17 protein-coding genes are annotated in these 15,800 nt (G+C 42.3%); 14 read left to right on the forward strand and 3 right to left on the reverse strand.

Going from position 1 to position 15,800, the window contains the following annotated elements; translation table 11 throughout:
- Positions 1-400 precede the first annotated feature (400 nt).
- From ERX55_RS10050 to ERX55_RS10055, 3 genes are all read left to right on the forward strand, one after another.
- Positions 401-1,363: a hypothetical protein gene (locus ERX55_RS10050; RefSeq protein WP_133452447.1), complete on the forward strand. Its 963-nt coding sequence runs from the start codon at positions 401-403 to the stop codon at positions 1,361-1,363.
- 69 nt (positions 1,364-1,432) lie between these two features.
- Positions 1,433-1,561 (forward strand): hypothetical protein, encoded by a 129-nt coding sequence (locus tag ERX55_RS11640; RefSeq protein WP_279512561.1) that lies wholly within the window; start codon positions 1,433-1,435, stop codon positions 1,559-1,561.
- Positions 1,562-1,663: 102 nt separating this feature from the next.
- Entirely contained in the window at positions 1,664-2,023 is a 360-nt protein-coding gene (locus ERX55_RS10055; protein ID WP_165983773.1) for a hypothetical protein, read from the forward strand.
- A 38-nt stretch (positions 2,024-2,061) separates the two neighbouring features.
- Here ERX55_RS10055 and ERX55_RS10060 read toward each other — a convergent pair whose 3' ends face one another.
- The 3 genes from ERX55_RS10060 to ERX55_RS10070 are packed head-to-tail and all read right to left on the reverse strand — an operon-like array spanning position 2,062 to position 4,444.
- On the reverse strand, positions 2,062-2,952 hold the full coding sequence (locus ERX55_RS10060) for a metal ABC transporter solute-binding protein, Zn/Mn family (RefSeq protein ID WP_133452449.1): 891 nt from the start codon (positions 2,950-2,952) through the stop codon (positions 2,062-2,064).
- Positions 2,949-3,767, reverse strand: coding sequence for a metal ABC transporter permease (locus ERX55_RS10065; protein WP_133452450.1), 819 nt, complete (start codon positions 3,765-3,767; stop codon positions 2,949-2,951). Before ERX55_RS10065 ends, ERX55_RS10060 begins: the two co-directional genes overlap by 4 nt.
- Positions 3,764-4,444: a metal ABC transporter ATP-binding protein gene (locus ERX55_RS10070; protein WP_133452451.1), complete on the reverse strand. Its 681-nt coding sequence runs from the start codon at positions 4,442-4,444 to the stop codon at positions 3,764-3,766. The genes ERX55_RS10065 and ERX55_RS10070 overlap by 4 nt, the downstream gene beginning before the upstream one ends.
- Positions 4,445-4,554: 110 nt before the next feature.
- On the opposite strand from ERX55_RS10070, the gene ERX55_RS10075 reads away from it, so the two are divergent.
- From ERX55_RS10075 to rnjB, 11 genes are all read left to right on the forward strand, one after another.
- On the forward strand, positions 4,555-5,190 hold the full coding sequence (locus ERX55_RS10075; RefSeq protein ID WP_133452452.1) for a metal-dependent transcriptional regulator: 636 nt from the start codon (positions 4,555-4,557) through the stop codon (positions 5,188-5,190).
- Between the two features lie 108 nt (positions 5,191-5,298).
- The gene (locus ERX55_RS10080) at positions 5,299-5,718 is read left to right on the forward strand and encodes a hypothetical protein (RefSeq protein ID WP_133452453.1); all 420 of its coding nucleotides are present in this window, start codon (positions 5,299-5,301) and stop codon (positions 5,716-5,718) included.
- 131 nt (positions 5,719-5,849) lie between these two features.
- Positions 5,850-6,746, forward strand: coding sequence for a nuclease-related domain-containing protein (locus ERX55_RS10085; protein ID WP_165983774.1), 897 nt, complete (start codon positions 5,850-5,852; stop codon positions 6,744-6,746).
- Positions 6,747-7,073: 327 nt separating this feature from the next.
- Positions 7,074-7,418, forward strand: a complete 345-nt coding sequence (gene rbfA, locus ERX55_RS10090; protein ID WP_133452455.1) for a 30S ribosome-binding factor RbfA — start codon at positions 7,074-7,076, stop codon at positions 7,416-7,418.
- Positions 7,419-7,480: 62 nt separating this feature from the next.
- Positions 7,481-8,377 carry a tRNA pseudouridine(55) synthase TruB gene (gene truB / locus ERX55_RS10095; RefSeq protein ID WP_133452456.1) on the forward strand — a complete coding sequence of 299 codons (897 nt, stop codon included), beginning with the start codon at positions 7,481-7,483 and terminating at the stop codon, positions 8,375-8,377.
- 20 nt (positions 8,378-8,397) lie between these two features.
- Positions 8,398-9,357, forward strand: a complete 960-nt coding sequence (locus ERX55_RS10100) for a bifunctional riboflavin kinase/FAD synthetase (protein WP_133452457.1) — start codon at positions 8,398-8,400, stop codon at positions 9,355-9,357.
- Between the two features lie 85 nt (positions 9,358-9,442).
- On the forward strand, positions 9,443-9,712 hold the full coding sequence (gene rpsO / locus ERX55_RS10105) for a 30S ribosomal protein S15 (RefSeq protein ID WP_133452458.1): 270 nt from the start codon (positions 9,443-9,445) through the stop codon (positions 9,710-9,712).
- Between the two features lie 101 nt (positions 9,713-9,813).
- Positions 9,814-11,943: a polyribonucleotide nucleotidyltransferase gene (gene pnp, locus ERX55_RS10110; RefSeq protein ID WP_133452459.1), complete on the forward strand. Its 2,130-nt coding sequence runs from the start codon at positions 9,814-9,816 to the stop codon at positions 11,941-11,943.
- Between the two features lie 48 nt (positions 11,944-11,991).
- Positions 11,992-13,140, forward strand: a complete 1,149-nt coding sequence (locus ERX55_RS10115) for a M16 family metallopeptidase (RefSeq protein ID WP_165983775.1) — start codon at positions 11,992-11,994, stop codon at positions 13,138-13,140.
- Positions 13,141-13,197: 57 nt separating this feature from the next.
- A complete protein-coding gene (locus ERX55_RS10120) occupies positions 13,198-13,449 on the forward strand; it encodes a hypothetical protein (protein WP_133452461.1) in 252 nt (83 codons plus the stop codon).
- A gap of 105 nt (positions 13,450-13,554) precedes the next feature.
- Positions 13,555-15,228, forward strand: a complete 1,674-nt coding sequence (rnjB, locus tag ERX55_RS10125) for a ribonuclease J2 (RefSeq protein ID WP_133452462.1) — start codon at positions 13,555-13,557, stop codon at positions 15,226-15,228.
- Positions 15,229-15,800 lie beyond the last annotated feature (572 nt).

The raw sequence follows: 15,800 nt of genomic DNA on the forward strand, positions 1-15,800 counted from the left end.
AAAAATCCTCCATTAATAACGTCATCTTCAAAATCACTTCCAATCTACATCAATTGATATAGATTATCCGTTAATTTTGGGGATTTTTAAAACGTTATTATTGAGGATTTTAACACCGTTACTAACAATAGAAAGCACTAGAGAATTTATACAAGCTATATCATCAAATACATACAGTAATGTAATTGATTCAATTATAATTAAGTTTAAGGATCAGCATAAAGATTAATACATATTATAAGGCTATTACTCTATTAGTAGGGTAGTAGCCTTTTTCTATATATATTTGTTATAAATCTATACTTAAAGTATACAATTATGTACTATTGAAATTTATGTTTATCTAACAGATATTTCTATGATATTCTGAAATTGTATATAAAAGCAAAGGGGAATGAGAATGAAAATATTATCATCTATATCGTTATTATCTCTAACAAGTTTAGTTTTGTTGACTGGATGCAATTCATTATCTAGTGAAAAAAATAATGTAGATGCTGAATTGAACGTAGAGAAAGTGAGTACAGAAGAAGATTTTAAGAAGCATGTTGAAGAAGACTTGAAAGGTCAATGGATATGTTCTAAACCTACTGTATCGTTTGAATTTAGAGAAGGTGGTAAATTCATTGAAAAAGAAGGTTATGTTGAAAGTAAAGTTGGTACATATGAAATAGTTAGTGCTTCGAAAAACGAAATAAAGATAGAGCAGACATTTGGTAACGAGATGAAGACATACTACATTACTTTAAACTCTAGTAAAGAATCTTTTGAATTGAAATTTAGTAGCGGATCAGAACATTCAATTACATTTGATAAAGCTAAAAATGAGACTGAATTTGAAGAATTACTTGATAGAAAAAGAGATAGTATAGAAGAAACTACAAATAAAGAAAATGAATTTAATAGTGATAATTCTTTTGAATATGATACAGAAAGCATAGAAGATTCAAGTGATATTGAGAGCATAGAAGTTACAGAAAACAATAATCTATCAAATGAAGTAAAAACCGACAACAATTCATTAGAAGAAAGCGAAGAAGTTATAGACAATAATATAATAGAAGTAACTGAAGAAGTTACAGACGATAATTTACAACAACATGATTATAGCGAAATTTCTAATTATCCAGCAGGCGATGAAAGAATAGTAGAGCGATATAGATATATGACACCAGAAGAAAGAGAAGCTATGATTAGAGCAGAACAAGACGTGATAGACGCTTCTCAAGATTATCAAGATGCTTTAAGTAGACAAAATAATTATAGTTTAGATGAAAATATTAGTATTGAAAAATATAATACAATTAACCCTGACGAAGAAGGCTATGCAACAGATGATCCAAATTTTAAAAGTAATGAATAACTAACTTTTTTAATGAGTATAAAATTGACTTCTTCCATGAGTGTAAGCTACTATTTAATTAAATAGACATTGAGGAATGTTGATATATCAGTACTTGAAGCGGGCTACGAATGTGGTATTACAATCGAAAACTTCAACGATATCAAAGAAGGCGACATCTTTGAAGCATTTGTCATGGAAGAGATCAAACGCGTCTAATCAATCAAAAGCTATCTTCTTTATGGAAGATAGCTTTTTTAGTACATACATTTAAATGTAAAAAGAGTATAATGGAGTAAAGTAGTGTTTGATGGAGGGCATATGGCATATATTAACTTTATAATGGGATGGAAGAATCAGGACCTTCAGGTTCTGAAAGAGATTTGTGATCCGGGCCTTAAAGTCTTTTTCGTGGACAGCGATAATCAGCAGGTTGAATATGATTATCACCAGTTTATCAATCTGCTGGATATTCGTTTTCAGAATGTACAGGACTGGCAGTTTGATATTATTAACAGATACAATAGAAACGATGAAGAACTGATTTTATCGAACGTGACACGTGAAAATAGTCAACAGGAATTAATTGAGCCTTTAGCGTTCTGTATTTTTACATTCAAGAAATCTAAGGAACCGAAATTGATCAGAATGTATATGGAAACGAAACTGAACCAACAGTAAAAATGATGAACCCTCCATTCTTTGAATGGAGGGTTCTGTTATTTCATACCGTCATGAATGGTCTCAATATTATGTTCCATCATTTTATAGTAGGAATTCGTTTTACTATCCTGTCCGATAGAATCCGTCAGTACTTCACCAAATATTTTTTTACCTGTCTCATCACTTAAAGCATTCATGCTGCGTTTGTCGACGCTTGTTTCAACAAAAAGATGTTTGACTGGATTTTTCCTTACGTAGTCGATGGCCTGCTTCATCTGTTCTGGCGTACCCTGTTTTTCAGTGTTGATTTCCCATATATAGTGATGGTGGAGATGATAATCACGGCTGAAATACTTGAATGCGCCTTCGCTCGTAATCAGCTGCCGCTTGTCTTCTGGTATGTCGTTGAACTTAGCGGCATATTTTTTATCAAGTGACATCAGTTTCGCTTTATACTGCTCTGCATTTTTAGTGTACGCCTGCTGATGAGTCGGATCTTTTTTGATTAATGCGTCTTTTATCGTATCTACGTAACGAATACCGTTTTTAATACTGAGCCAGGCATGTGGGTCGACTTCCTTACCTTGTTCCAGTCTGATCGTATCGATATTTCGGCTTGCTGCAACAACTGTGTTGTCTTTTAATGATTTTCCTGCCTGATCAAGCGCCTGATTGAACCATCCGTTGCCTGTTTCCAGGTTAAGGCCGTTGTAAATAATAACATCTGCCTTTTCAAGTGCTGCGACATCCTGTGGCTTGACTTCATATTCATGCGGGTCCTGTCCGACAGGTACGATTGATTTAACATTTGCAGCCTGTCCTGCTATCTGCTTTGTCATATCATAGAGTATAGAATTGGTAGTCGTAATTGTCATTTTTTGATCTGCGGGTTTTCCGCAAGCTGTCAGAGTGAGTAATAGAGTGATCATTATGATTATTTTTTTCATGCAAATTTCCTCCTGATGGTTTGTGTGATAAAGATAATCGTGTAGATGCAACATGCCACAACGACTACAGCTGCACCGCTTGGAACGTTAAAGATAAAACTGATGTAAATGCCGGTGACTGCGCTGATAAATCCGATAGTTGAAGCGGTTATCATCATCGTGTGGAGTGATTTCGTTATAAGGTAGGCTGCTGAAGCGGGCGTAATCAGCATTGCTACGACTAAGATGATGCCGACTGTCTGAAGGCTGACAACTGTGACAAGCGCCAGCATCAGCATGATGATGTACTGCCAGAGTTTCGGGCTTAAGCCGTTCATTTCAGCAAATACAGGATCAAAAGTTGTCAGTTTAAGCGGTGTGTAACATACAATGATGAAGATAAGTACAATTAGACTGACAATCATCGTCATCCAGAAATCCTGATTGGAGACAGTCAATATATTACCGAAAAGCAGATGATAAAGATTGGTTGCTGAATTGACCATACTGATGATGATGACCCCGACAGAGAAAAAAGTCGTAAAAGTAATGCCGATTGCAGCATCTCTTTTTGTTTTTGAATATTCAATAAGCGTGCTGATCACTGTACTGGTCAGGAGGCCACTTACAAGGGCACCGATAAAAGTAGGAATACCGAGTAAGTAGCTGATGGCAACACCCGGCAGTACTGCGTGACTCATAGCATCACCCATCAGACTCAAATTTCTGAGTACAATCAGACAGCCGACAGCACCTGATACAATGCCGACGATCGCTGCTGTTATAAGAGCGCGGCTTAAAAACTGATAGGACATAATCGTATCAAGAAAGGTCATCGTCTTTCCTCCTCTGGGAAATAGACTGTTTTCAGGTTGGTGTCTGTCAGGATTTCAGGTCCACCAGTCAGAATGAGTTTTTTGTTCAACAGCAGGATTTCATCAAAAAGTGTACGCGCACTTTCAATATCATGATGTACGATGAAAACTGTTTTGCCGTCATTCTTTAGTTTGAACAGCATATCTTTAATGATGTCTGTGCTTTTGTAATCAATACCCACAAAAGGTTCATCCAGAAAGTAGACTTCACGCTCAGCCATAAGGGCTCGTGCAAACAGAACCCGCTGCAGCTGACCACCGCTCAATGTATCCAGCATACGATTTTTTAAATCAGTTAACTGAAATTGTTCGAGTTGATGCTCAAGATTCACATCATTTTTTTCTCGATATGCGCCTGAGCGAACGACTGCTTCAACAGTAATAGGAAACGTGACATCAATACTTGACCGCTGTGGTATGTATGAACAGTACTGTCTGCATTGTTTCATCTCTTTATGCTGATAGCACGCTGTTCCTTGATGTTTCAGGAATCCGAGCATGCTTTTGATGAGTGTTGATTTGCCCGCGCCGTTCGGACCCATGATGCCGATGATGCCAGAGTTGCGCTGTTGATAGCAGATATCATCGAGCAGCCGCTGTCCATCAATAGTAACAGTCAGATGATTAAGATGAATCATAGTTTTAACCTCCTTAATTTATAAATTAGGTTAACCTAAAAATATAATAAGGTCAATTAAAATGTTAGGATGAGATGAAATATAGTATGATAGATAAGAGGAGGTAGCTTATGCTGACAGAAGAAAAAGAAGATTATTTAAAAGCGATATATGCTCTAGGTGGAGCTACTGAATATGTTTCCAATAAACAATTAGCTGAGTACTTAAAAATAAAGCCGCCATCCGTGTCAGAGATGATGAGCAGGATGCAAAAAGAAGATTTAGTCGAATTAAAAGCATATAAAGGAGTCAAGTTGACTCGTCAGAGCAAGGTTCTCACGCTGAATTTAATTAAAAGACATCGTCTGATTGAATGCTTTCTGATACAAAGCCTGAACTATAGCTGGAATGAAGTTCATGCTGAAGCGGAAGTACTGGAGCATCGGGTTTCGGACCAGTTTATCGAAAGGCTGGATGAGATGCTCGAGTATCCAAAATATTGTCCACATGGCAGTCTGATACCGCGAGGAGAAATCACTGAAGAAAAGATGACAACAGTCATTGATCTGAGCGAGGGGACTTCGTTTATTCTGAAAAAAGTACGAGATGAATACAATCTGCTGGCTTATTTATCTGAGCAGGATGTCAGTATTAATGATTGGCTACAAATCGAAAAAATCGATTCTGCTAATAAGGTCATTTATCTGAAGAAGGAAAAGTCTTTTATCGTTAGTTTTGAAAATGCGGAAAAAATGTTTACCCAATGATGTTTGAACATTCTGAAAAAAATATCAATTAAGATTGTGATACAACAGAAAAGTTGTATAATAAGATTATAGAAACAGAAAATTCAATTAATTAAAGGGGTGCTGATAATGGCTAGAGATGCAAAATTATCACATATGCGTATTGATGAGTTAATCAATGTGAATACAACGATGAAAATGAAAAGTGAGTTTGTCTATGCAAACACTTTTAAAGAATATCTGGAGACTATTTACCGAGAAGAGATTCTTGTAAGAGACTATGAAAATGTTCTGCTTGCTTATGATAATGATAAAGCTTATGCATATATCAAAGAACATGATAAATTTCATTTCATCACGTGCACAAAAAGTGATTCCTCTATCAGTCATACATTTTATAAAGAACCGGTTGAAAAGATGAACGTCAATGTCAAGTCAATCGACCCATTAGTCATTGAGTCAGTGGATATTTCCATTCGCGGAGACCAGCTGAAACTGATCAACTCAAACAATGATGTCATGTTCAACCGCTTTATATCAAAATTATAAATGAAAGGCCTTGACGATTGTCAGGGCTTTTTTATTTTGGAAGTTTATTTGAACTGGAAAATTTTATAATTTGACGTCGGCTGTGTTATAGTGTAACGGGGTAAGTGAGAATACTGATGCCAGGAGAAGCCATGTTTATTAAAACTCACTTAAGAAGTGACTACTATCATTATTTGCAGGCAGTAGAAGGACGACGGATCTTAGATGAAGTGGACCACTTGAACTTACGAAACTATACAAGAGGAATAGCGGGCGAAAAGGTATTCTATAACCTGCTTATGCCATGCGGCGGTATCAAATTATGGGACCTTTCCATAAGAACGCCTGCTCTTTCACAGTATGATTTTCTGGTTATTTACGGCCGGACACTTTTCCATTTTGAGATTAAGAATTTTTCGGGACATTACAGAATACTGAATAATCAGTTTGTAAGTGAGCATGATCATGTACATCATGATGTGCTGAGTCAGTTGAACCGGGCACATTATCATCTGCAAAAGATATTAATTAAAAATGGTTTCGATTTTAAAGTGGTCAGTAAAGTCGTTTTTATCAATGCAGATTTTCGTTTAAGAGGCAGTATTGAGCAAAAAGATATCATCATGAGGAATGGAATCAAGGAGATAAGTGGCTATTTTGATCCTGAATATGTACCCGATTCAACCGAGAAAAAATTAGGAGAACGACTGTTGTCTATTCATCAAAGCAAGAATATTTTCGAACGCATCTATTATTATGATTTCAATAGGATGGCTAAAGGGATGAGATGTCCGAACTGCAGAAAAGTCGGCATAAAGGACCAGTTGAAAAGAAAAAAACTTCAATGTGAATGTGGTCATTTACTGGACAAGGCTGAAACACTCAAAAAATCTATTGAGGAAATGATGATTTTGAAGCGGGCTGGCGTCAGTTCACGTGAAGTTGTCGAATGGACAGGTCTTCATGAAAGAGTCGTTCGGAGATGTCTGGTTGAACATTTTAATGCAGATGGTCAAGGTAAAGCAAGAACCTTCACTATAAGAAGCTAAGGAAGAGTCCGTTATTTAGTAGATAACGGACACGTCTGACCCGAACTAGGGAAGGAAGCTAAGGAAGAGTCCGCCATTCAGCAGATAGCGGACACATCTGACCCGAACTAGGAAGGGAAGCACAGGAAGAGTCCGCCATCCAGCAGATAGCGGACACATCTGACCCGAACTAGGGAAGGAAGCACAGGAAGAGTCCGTCATCCGGCAGATAGCGGACATATCGACGCCCGCTTAACTCCGTCCACTCTAAAACCCGTTCAATTGACAGGGCTTGGATAAAAATTTTATAATAAGTATCACGAATATAGTCCGACAGAGGTGAATAGTATGAGCATGAGAAGTGAACGTGTTGGTGAACAGCTGAAGAAAGAACTCAGTGAGATTATCAACCAGAAGATGAAAAATCCTAATATTGGATTTGTGACGGTCACAGAAGTTGAGGTGACAGGTGATTTATCACAGGCCACTGTTTATGTGACAGTTCTTGGTGATGAAAAAGAACGTAAGAAATCTCTTGAAGCGCTTGAGAAATCGAAAGGTTTCATGCGTTCTGAGATTGCGCACCGTATGGATCTACGTATTGTACCTGAACTGAAATTTCAGTATGATGAGTCCATCGATTACGGCAACAAAATTGAACGTATGATTGCTGATCTGAATAAAGGCCACTAAATAGACGACTGACACTTTTTCATGTAAACTCGATTATGAGTTTACTGGAAAGGTGTTTTTTTATGGATGGAATTTTAGCGATCAATAAACCGCGGGGTATGACAAGTCATGATGTGGTCTTTAAGCTGAGAAAAATTTTAAAGACGAAGAAAGTGGGTCATACAGGCACGCTGGATCCTGCAGTGGACGGTGTGCTGCCGATCTGTATCGGTCGTGCTACCCGCGTCAGTGATTATATGATGGACAGCGGAAAAACGTACATCGCAGAAATAACGCTCGGCAGTCAGACGACGACTGAAGATCAGACAGGTGAAGTGATTGCTGAAGAACCCATCAGTCCTGATGCCTTTTCTGCTGAGGAAATAGATGCAGTACTGCAGTCTTTGACTGGCCCACTTGTGCAGATACCGCCGATGTATTCTGCCGTTAAAGTGAACGGTCGAAAGCTCTATGAATATGCGCGGGAAGGTAAAGTGATTGAACGGCCGGCACGTACAGTCCAGATTGATGCTATAAGACGGCTGTCACAGCCTGTCTTTCAAGATCATAAAGTCACCTTCGAGATTGAGGTCGTATGCGGCAAGGGCACTTATATCCGGACGCTTGCCACGCAGATAGCGGAACGTCTGTCGACAGTCGGACATATGTCCAGACTGACCCGCACGTCTTCCGGCGGCTTTCAGCTGGATGACAGTCTGACACTGGAACAGCTAGCGATGATGCCGCTTGAGCAGGTACAGGCTCATCTGCTGCCACTGGAACGGGGCTTAAAAGACTTGCCGCACATCGAAGTCTCAGCAGCCCTAAAGGACCGTATATTAAACGGCCAGAAACTGAAGCAGTTCAGTGAGCCGCTGACTGGAGAGACGGTGCTGACTTATCAGAATAAGGCACTCGCCATCTACATGCCGCACCCGGAGCAGGACGGTATCATCAAAGCACGGAAAGTCTTCAACTAACTTAAAAAGGAGCTCTGTAAATGCATACTATACATGTCAACCGCATTGAAGAAATGTACCAACATCCCGATATCGCCCTTGCCATCGGTTTCTTCGACGGCATCCACCTGGGTCATCTGACTGTCATCAACAAGATGATTGAAATCGCTGAGGAGAAGAAGCTCAAAAAAGCAGTGATGACATTTGATCCGCATCCGTCAGTTGTTCTTAATCCGGAAAAGAAACGGACGGATTATTTAACACCATTAAATGAAAAAAAACGTATCTTTGAATCATTAGGGGTGGATTATCTCTTTATTGTGCCGTTCACTTCCAAGTTTGCGGCTATGGCAGAAAAAGATTTTATCCGCGACTACTTAACCAATAATCACGTCAAGGAAGTGATTGCCGGCTTTGACTTTACTTACGGTAAATTTGGTAAGGGCAATATGCTGAAGCTTGCTGAAGACCGGCAAGGCTTCAATGTGACGGCTGTGTCAAAGAAAGCGATGAACAATGAAAAAATATCGACGACTGATATCCGCCGCATGTTGACTGAAGGCGAAGTCCTCAAGGCGAATGAACAGCTGGGACGCCCTTATAAGATTGCCGGCATTGTCGTCCAGGGGGAAAAGCGCGGCCGTACGATCGGTTTTCCGACTGCGAACGTGATGCCTGATGAAGATTACGTCATGCCGAAGCTCGGCGTCTATGCGGTGACCTTGAAGCAGGTGGCGACAGGCGAGACGTTTAAGGGGGTCTGTAATATCGGCTATAAACCGACCTTCCATGACCCGTCGAAATCCGCCGTTTCAATAGAAGTGCATATCTTTGATTTCAGTGAGTCCATCTACGGGGAACGTGTGGAAGTCTTCTGGCATGAGTTCCTGCGTCCGGAACAGAAGTTCAGCGGGATTGACGCGTTGATCGCACAGATCAATCTCGACAAGGGACAGGCAGAAGAAATTCTTCGTGACATCGATCGTTCATCTGTGCTATAATATTCGGGTACCTTTCCTTGGCTTGTCGACACTCCGACGACGCGCTCGGGTTACGGTGTAAATTATAATAGGAGGTCATTTAATTATGGCAATTTCACAAGAACGTAAAAATGAAATCATTGCACAGTACCGTGTACATGATACAGACACAGGATCACCAGAAGTACAGATCGCAGTCTTAACTGCAGAAATCAATGCGTTAAACGAACATTTACGTACTCACAAAAAAGACCACCATTCACGTCGTGGACTTTTAAAAATGGTTGGTCGTCGTAAAAACTTACTGACTTACCTTCGTGAAAACGATGTTCAACGTTACCGTGAATTAATTAAATCATTAGGTTTACGTCGATAATCATAACAGTCGAAAGGAACTCACGTTTCTTTCGATTTTTTTATGACTAACTTTTTAATAAATGATATGATGAGAGATATAAAGTTGAGAGGAGCATTTTAATGTCTCAGAAAAAAGTATTTACAACTGAATGGGCAGGCCGCCCGCTGACGGTTGAGGTAGGTCAGCTCGCTAAGCAGGCGAATGGCGCTGCGCTCGTCCGCTACGGCGACACGGTCGTCCTGTCTACAGCGACTGCATCAAAAGAACCGAGGGATGTCGATTTCTTCCCGCTGATGGTGAACTATGAGGAGAAACTCTATGCAGCGGGTAAGATTCCAGGCGGCTTCAATAAGCGTGAAGGTCGTCCGGGTGAAGATGCGACTTTGACGTCACGTCTAATTGACCGTCCTATCCGTCCGCTTTTCCCGAAAGGCTATCGTCACGACATCCAAGTGGTCTCCATCGTCATGAGCGTCGATCCGGACAATTCACCTGAAATGGCAGCGATGCTCGGTTCTTCGGTGGCATTATCTGTCTCTGATATTCCGTTTGAAGGCCCTATCGCAGGGGTCAATGTCGGTTTGATCGATGATGAACTGATCATCAATCCGACTGTCGAACAGCGTAAATCCTCACTTCTTGACTTACAGGTCGCGGGTCACCATGATGCTGTCAACATGGTGGAAGCAGGTGCCAAGGAAGTCACTGAGGAAAAGATGCTTGAAGCGATTATGTTTGGTCATGCAGCGATTAAGGAACTGGTGGATTTCCAGCAGACAATCATTGCCGGCATTCAACCTGTGAAAACAGAATTCGTCCCGGTCGCACCGAACCTCATCCTTGAGAATGAAGTGAAAGAACATGCTGAGGCGCTGGAACTTTCCCAAGCCATTCAGACGAAAGATAAACTGCAACGTGAAGAGAATATTACGGCAGTCAAACTGCAGATCATTGAGAAATATGAAGGTCATCCTGAGGAGACGCTGACAGTCGTCAATAAGACATTCGATAGTCTGATCAAGGAAGAGGTACGCCGCTTGATCACTGAAGAAAAAGTCCGTCCGGATGGTCGTCGTCCAGAGGAAATCCGTCCGCTCGACAGTGAAGTTGGACTGCTGCCCCGTGCCCATGGGTCAGGTCTCTTCACACGTGGCCAGACGCAGGCATTATCTGTCGCGACACTGGGCGCGCTCGGTGAACATCAGGTGATCGATGGTCTTGGCGTTGAAGAAGAGAAGCGCTATATGCACCATTACAATTTCCCGAACTTCTCTGTCGGTGAGACTGGCCCGATCCGTGCACCGGGACGTCGTGAGATCGGTCACGGCGCACTCGGTGAACGTGCGCTACTGCAGGTCATTCCTGATGAAGCGGACTTCCCTTATACCATCCGTGTCGTTTCTGAAGTGCTTGAGTCGAATGGTTCTTCTTCCCAGGCTTCTATCTGCGGTTCCACACTCGCATTAATGGATGCAGGGGTGCCGATCAAGGCACCTGTAGCGGGTATTGCGATGGGCCTCGTAAAAAAAGACGAAGACTATACGATTCTGTCCGATATTCAAGGGATGGAAGATGCTCTCGGAGATATGGACTTTAAAGTAGCCGGTACGAGCAAAGGGATCACAGCCATTCAGATGGATATTAAAATCGATGGTCTCTCTGAGGAGATCCTGCGCGAGGCATTGGAACAAGCGCGTATCGGACGCATGCATATCATGGAGCACATGCTAGAGACAATAGCAGAGCCACGCAAAGAATTAAGTGCCTATGCGCCGAAAATCGAGGTCATCCATATCAATCCGGACAAAATCCGGGATGTAATCGGACCGGGTGGTAAGAAGATCAATGAGATCATTGATGCAACGGGCGTAAAAGTTGATATTGAACAAGATGGTACAGTCTTCATCGGTTCAAGTGATGCGGCGATGATTAAAGAAGCGGTACAGATCATTGAAAATATCGTACGTGAAGCGGTTGTCGGAGAAGTTTATCACGCGACGGTGAAACGTATTGAGAAGTTCGGTGCATTCGTTGAGATCTTCCCGGGTAAAGACGCACTTGTGCACATTTCCCAGCTCGCACATGAACGTGTGAACAAAGTGGAGGACGTGATCAAGATGGGCGATCAGTTTGACGTCAAAGTCACCGAGATCGACCGCCAAGGACGTGTCAATGCATCGCGCAAGGTGCTGCTTGAAAAGCCGGAAGAAACACCTCAGACAGCAACGGAAGCTAAAAAAGAAGATTAATCTTAAAGGCTGCTGATGCAGTCTTTTTTAATAGAAAGAGGAGCCTATTTGAAAAATGAACTGACTATCACAACCAGAACATCGCCACATGAAACTGTCCATATCGCAGTCTATGTTAAAGCGGGCAGCAATCACGAAGCAGGTTATCCTGCAGGCATTGCACATTTCGTTGAACATATGCTGTTCAAAGGAACCACCAACTTCTCCGCACAAGCCTTCAGTGAGGAGATAGATGCAATTGGAGGCGATGTGAATGCCTACACGACGAAAGAATATACATGCTATTCAATCAAGACGCTCAAGCGATTTGAGCACCGTGCTGTCAAGCTGCTGCAGGAGATGTTGACTGAAGCTGCATTTCCCGTTGAGGAAATCGAAAGGGAGAAACAGGTCATCTTAGAGGAAATCAAGATGACTGAGGACGATCCCGAGGACTATATTTATGACCTGCTGCAGGAAAGAACCTTTTCAGAGAGCTGCCGCTCACCTATACTCGGTTATCGTTCTTCACTTGCTGAGATGAACCGTACCGACTTGATGCGATTTTACAAGGCGCATTATACAGAAGACAATATCATTCTTTCCTATGCGGGGCAGCAGCCGTCACTTATTCAGTCTTTGAAGCCCTTCAGCCACCCGTCTGTGAAAGCGGAACCGGTCTATGCCTTTACACCTGTCACACTCACGATGGACCGGTCACTGGAGCAGTCGCATTTCCTGATGGGTTTTGAGGCTGTCGGCTATCATCATCCGCTCTACGATGCATTTAGTCTCTTCAGTGCTTACTTCGGTGAATCGATGTCATCCCCGCTATTCAGACGACTGCGTGAGGAACTGAGCCTGTGCTATAATGTCTACTCCTCACTTGAATCTTTCGTGGACGGGGGATTGTTCACGGTATATATCGCCTGTGATGAACAACACGTACCGGCTGCAGAACAGGAGATCCTGCAGCTGCTGGCAGCACCGCTGACGCCACAGAATCTGGAGAAGGCACAGGATTATCTGATCACTTCAGCCTATATGGATAATGATTACGAGGGCTCCATCATGGCGCGAGATGGCAGAAGTCTGATGTATTACGGCAGATTGATCACACTGGCAGAGTTTGAAGCACGTATCAGGGCCGTGACACTAGAGGAGATCGGTCAGGTGCAGGCCATGCTGCAGTCGCCGGCAAAGATTCTATTTAAATAATTGTACTTCAAACCAAGTTGGTATAAAATTCAAGTATAAAGAGTAGGAGGCGGTTGTATGGTATTTGATAAAATTGCAGTGAACAATCATATTATTGAAGCAGAGGGTCAGTTTACGCAGGAAGATAGTGCCATTAGACTGACAACATCTGCCGGCAGTATCGGCCAGTATTTCAACCAGCTTGAATCATCTGGGGAAGCCGTGAATCTGGTGATTTTCAAAGATGATGAGGAACGTTTAAATGAAAAAGAACTGCAACTGGACAATATTACTGTTGATGGTGGCAATTACCGCATACAGCTTGTCTAGAGGGTAAGGCGCTCAGGCGCCTTTTTTTATTGTCTTATTCCTTTCAAATAGCTTATAATAGAATCAATATGGATTGAACGGGAAAAGATTTTAGGAGGAACTATTTTGAATTTAGTTAAAAAAGAAAATAATCAAGTGAGAATCACACCGCTCGGCGGTGTCAGTGAAATTGCCAAGAACATGTATATCGTAGAGGTAGACGATGAAATGTTCATGCTGGATGCCGGACTGATGTTTCCGGAAGATGAAATGCTGGGCATAGATGTCGTCATTCCTGACATCCAGTATGTCATCGAAAATAAACACAGACTAAAAGGCATATTCTTATCGCACGGCCATCTCGATGCCATCGGTGCACTGAAATATATCATGCCAAAACTGGACGTGCCGATCTACGGCTCTCGTCTGACGCTTGCCCTGGTGAAAGACCAGATGAAAGATATCAAGCTGGAGAAGAAGATCAAGTACTATACCGTCAATAATGATTCCGTCATGCGCTTTAAAGGGGTTAATATCACATTCTTTAATACAACGCACAGCATTCCGGATGCCTTGGGGGTCTGTATCCATACTTCCTATGGTGCGATTGTTTACACAGGAGAATTTAAGTTCGATCAGAGCGTGCAAGGTGCTTACCGACCGGACATCAGCAAGATGACCGCAATCGGTGAGGCTGGGGTCCTGGCGTTGATCAGCGATTCAACAGAAGCAGAAAAACCAGGCTATAATACGCCTGAGAATGTCATTGAGAGTCATATCAATGATGAGTTTGCCCGCGCGAAAGGCCGTATTATCGTCTCGTGCTATGCGTCTAACTTTATCCGTATCCAGCAGGTCATCAATGCAGCAGCGAATAATAACCGGAAAGTGACCTTCTTAGGCAAGTCTCTTGAAAGTTCCTTTAATATCGCGCGGAAAATGGGGTACTTCGACATCCCTGAACAGTTACTGATTCCGATCAAAGATGTAGCGAAGTATCCGAAAAATGAGCTGGTGGTCATCTCGACGGGTGCTCAAGGCGAGCCGATTGAAGCGTTAGGTCTGATGGCGCAGCAACGTCACAATATCATGAACATCGAGGAAGGCGATACTGTCTTCATTACGACAACTCCGTCTTCAGGCATGGAGGTGATCCTCGGTTCTACGATTAACCATCTTGTTAAAGCAGGTGCTCACGTCGTCTCACCTGACAAGAAGATCCATGCATCCGGACACGGCTGTATGGAAGAACTGAAAATGATGCTGAACTTCATGAAACCTGAATACTTCATCCCTGTACAAGGTGAATTCAAGATGCAGATTGCGCATGCCAAGCTCGCAGCTGAGACAGGTGTACTGCCGGAACATATCTTCCTGCTGGAAAAAGGTGATGTGGTGACCTACGACGGCCAAGAAATGCATGCCAATGATAAAGTCGTTGCAGGCAACGTCTTAATCGATGGTATCGGTGTAGGGGATGTCGGCAATATCGTTCTGCGTGACCGCAGACTGTTAGCGGAAGATGGTATCTTTATCGCGGTGGTGACGCTTGACGCTAAGAACAAACGAATTGTTGCAGGCCCGCAGATACAGTCACGCGGCTTCGTCTATGTCCGTGAAAGTGAAGAGCTGCTGAAAGAAGCGGAAGACAAAGTACGTGCGATCGTTGAAGAAGGCCTGATGCAGAATCGTATCGAATGGTCAGAGATCAAACAGGATATGAGAGACAAGCTCGGGAAATTTCTCTATGAGTCAACTAAACGCCGTCCGATGATTATCCCTGTCATTTCTGAAATTTAATGAATGACCTATAAACAAGCTTTTTAAAGCTTGTTTATTTAGTTTTATGAGGTGAAGACATGGCAATCACTAAAAAAAAGAGTACGAAGAAAAGACGGACCCAAAAAACAGCGAAGCGGAAAGACCCGCCTTATATTTATCTTGTGGCGCTCATTCTGCTGTGTCTGCTTTTGCTCGGGTTATTTCAGTTCGGCCTGATCGGGCTTGGCATCGACTGTCTGATGATACTTTTCACGGGGACAGCCCGCTACTATACATATCTGCTGTTATTTTTAACAGTCATCTACGTCACTATCAACCAGAAATTCATGCCTCTGAACCGACGGCTGACAGGCTGGCTGACGCTTCAAGTGGCATTGAGTCTGCTGTTTGAGTTCGGTAACCGGCTGATAGAGAATAAGCACCGGCCGAGGTTTAATCATATCTATGAACTGGAATCCGATTCCCATTTTCATTACCAGGGCGGAGGTGCTGCCGGTTATTATTTAGAGAGTATGACCTCAGCCCTGATCAGTCCGGTCGGTACTTTCATCTTAATCATCGCTTTATTCGGTTTGACAGGCATTCTGATA

This window comes from Macrococcus bovicus (assembly GCF_004359575.1).
GTDB lineage: Bacteria > Bacillota > Bacilli > Staphylococcales > Staphylococcaceae > Macrococcus > Macrococcus bovicus.

What these genes read in the sequence shown, in the direction of transcription:
- ERX55_RS10050 (WP_133452447.1), top strand. Translation starts at nt 401, where the DNA reads ATGAAAATATTATCATCTATATCGTTATTATCTCTAACAAGTTTAGTT.
- ERX55_RS10055 (WP_165983773.1), top strand. Translation starts at nt 1,664, where the DNA reads ATGGCATATATTAACTTTATAATGGGATGGAAGAATCAGGACCTTCAG.
- ERX55_RS10060 (WP_133452449.1), bottom strand. Translation starts at nt 2,952, where the DNA reads ATGAAAAAAATAATCATAATGATCACTCTATTACTCACTCTGACAGCT.
- ERX55_RS10065 (WP_133452450.1), bottom strand. Translation starts at nt 3,767, where the DNA reads ATGACCTTTCTTGATACGATTATGTCCTATCAGTTTTTAAGCCGCGCT.
- ERX55_RS10070 (WP_133452451.1), bottom strand. Translation starts at nt 4,444, where the DNA reads ATGATTCATCTTAATCATCTGACTGTTACTATTGATGGACAGCGGCTG.
- ERX55_RS10075 (WP_133452452.1), top strand. Translation starts at nt 4,555, where the DNA reads ATGCTGACAGAAGAAAAAGAAGATTATTTAAAAGCGATATATGCTCTA.
- ERX55_RS10080 (WP_133452453.1), top strand. Translation starts at nt 5,299, where the DNA reads ATGGCTAGAGATGCAAAATTATCACATATGCGTATTGATGAGTTAATC.
- ERX55_RS10085 (WP_165983774.1), top strand. Translation starts at nt 5,850, where the DNA reads ATGTTTATTAAAACTCACTTAAGAAGTGACTACTATCATTATTTGCAG.
- rbfA (WP_133452455.1), top strand. Translation starts at nt 7,074, where the DNA reads ATGAGCATGAGAAGTGAACGTGTTGGTGAACAGCTGAAGAAAGAACTC.
- truB (WP_133452456.1), top strand. Translation starts at nt 7,481, where the DNA reads ATGGATGGAATTTTAGCGATCAATAAACCGCGGGGTATGACAAGTCAT.
- ERX55_RS10100 (WP_133452457.1), top strand. Translation starts at nt 8,398, where the DNA reads ATGCATACTATACATGTCAACCGCATTGAAGAAATGTACCAACATCCC.
- rpsO (WP_133452458.1), top strand. Translation starts at nt 9,443, where the DNA reads ATGGCAATTTCACAAGAACGTAAAAATGAAATCATTGCACAGTACCGT.
- pnp (WP_133452459.1), top strand. Translation starts at nt 9,814, where the DNA reads ATGTCTCAGAAAAAAGTATTTACAACTGAATGGGCAGGCCGCCCGCTG.
- ERX55_RS10120 (WP_133452461.1), top strand. Translation starts at nt 13,198, where the DNA reads ATGGTATTTGATAAAATTGCAGTGAACAATCATATTATTGAAGCAGAG.